The following is a 1,613-nucleotide window of genomic DNA, read 5'->3' on the forward strand; positions in this document are numbered from 1 at the left end:
AGTTCCGCCTATTGGATAAGCATTTGATCCGTGATTTGCGCGAAATACAACTTGACTACCTGGCTCCATTTTTGATATCAAAAGTTCAAGTTCCTCCAAGGCTTCAGAATCATCAATCATTGTAAATGGCTCCTTGAATTTTGTAAGAAACTCATCGCGTATGCCATCTTCTAAATGCAGAGTCAGGGCTCCGACATAATGAGGCGCAGAAGCACTTAGTACTTTGGCAGTCTCTTCTATGTGGTTCTTTGAGTATGTCTTTCCACCAAGGCCCAAAATGACCATGCAGGATATGGTATATCCTGCATCTTTTGCCTTTTGACATGATTTTATGATTGTCTGACCTGTTGCACCTTTGGTAACTTTTTTGAGAATTGTATCCGAACCACTTTCTATTCCAATGTAAAACATTGTTAGTCCTGCANGAGAACGCATTGGAGTTGTTCTACTCTGGTATAAAGTCAGAGCAGACAAGACGTTCCATGGAGGGAAACCTCAAGAGGTTTCTTGTAATTGCATGTACGGAAATATTTCATGGGGATTTCAAGCAACGAGTGCAAGAGTTTGTTGAATTATCCAAAGAGGATCAAGACAGGGCAACAAGCATTGTCTTGGCATATGTAAGAAAGCTAAGGGAGCGCTCATCTCTTGACAAAAATGATCCTAATTATCTCAATCCCTCAAGCATCCCAAACAAGATAAAACCAATCAGAAAACTCTTGGAGATGAACGGTCTTGGTCTTGGATGGAAAAGAATCTATTCGTTATATCCAGAAAAAGACAACACCAACAAGGGAAGGGCATACACTAGACTAGAACTACAAAAGATGCTTGAGTATTCTGAGAGCATAGAAAGCGATTTCATAATACTTGCATCAAGCTCTGGAGGCTTTAGGGTTGGAGCTTGGAATGATCAAGTTTGGGGAAATATCTTTCCAGTGTATGAAATCAATGGAGAGTACAAAATAACACTTGAAAAAGAAGATAAAGATTTCAAGGTAGTTTGTGCAGCGATGCTGGTCTACAAAAACTCTCCAGAAGAATACATTACCCTGATATCAATTGAAGCATGGAACAAACTTTTGGAATACAAAAAAGTTTGGACAAGCAGGATGAAAAGAGAACCTGTTGATTCGGATCCTCTTATTCTGGAAAGAACATTGTACCCAAAGGTAGAGACTTTGACAGAGGTTGCAGTAAGCCGAAGAATATGGAAACTCTTGCTCAAGTCAGGAATGCGCGGTCCTCTTGTAGAAGGAAAAAGAAGACACGAAGTACCAATGACTCATGGCTTTAGGAGATACTGGGACAAGATAATGATGGAGACTACAAAGAAGAGAGACACGTTATCCGCACTTGTGATAAAAGAGCGTCTTATGGGCCATGACGGGTTGGTGGGTACTGACAAGAACTATTACTGGACTGATATCCTAGACATGGTCCCAGATTATCTCCAGGCAATGCCGTATCTTATGATAAGCGAGGAAAGCAGGCTTGTCCAAAAGCTTGAAGCTGAAAAGTTGGAAAGACAGAGATTGGAACAGGCAAACAAGGAAAAAGACAGCGCACTGGAGAAACTTGGCGAACTAGAGGCAAAGGTAAGACGTATGGAA

At 41.0% G+C, this 1,613-nt stretch carries 1 pseudogene; it reads right to left on the reverse strand.

From position 1 onward, the window contains the following. A pseudogene (locus tag DYY66_RS13775) lies at positions 1 to 411 on the reverse strand (radical SAM protein); the annotation flags it as partial. Positions 412 to 1,613 lie beyond the last annotated feature (1,202 nt).

The sequence above is a fragment of the Candidatus Nitrosotalea sp. FS genome, assembly GCF_011319475.1.
Taxonomy (GTDB): domain Archaea; phylum Thermoproteota; class Nitrososphaeria; order Nitrososphaerales; family Nitrosopumilaceae; genus Nitrosotalea.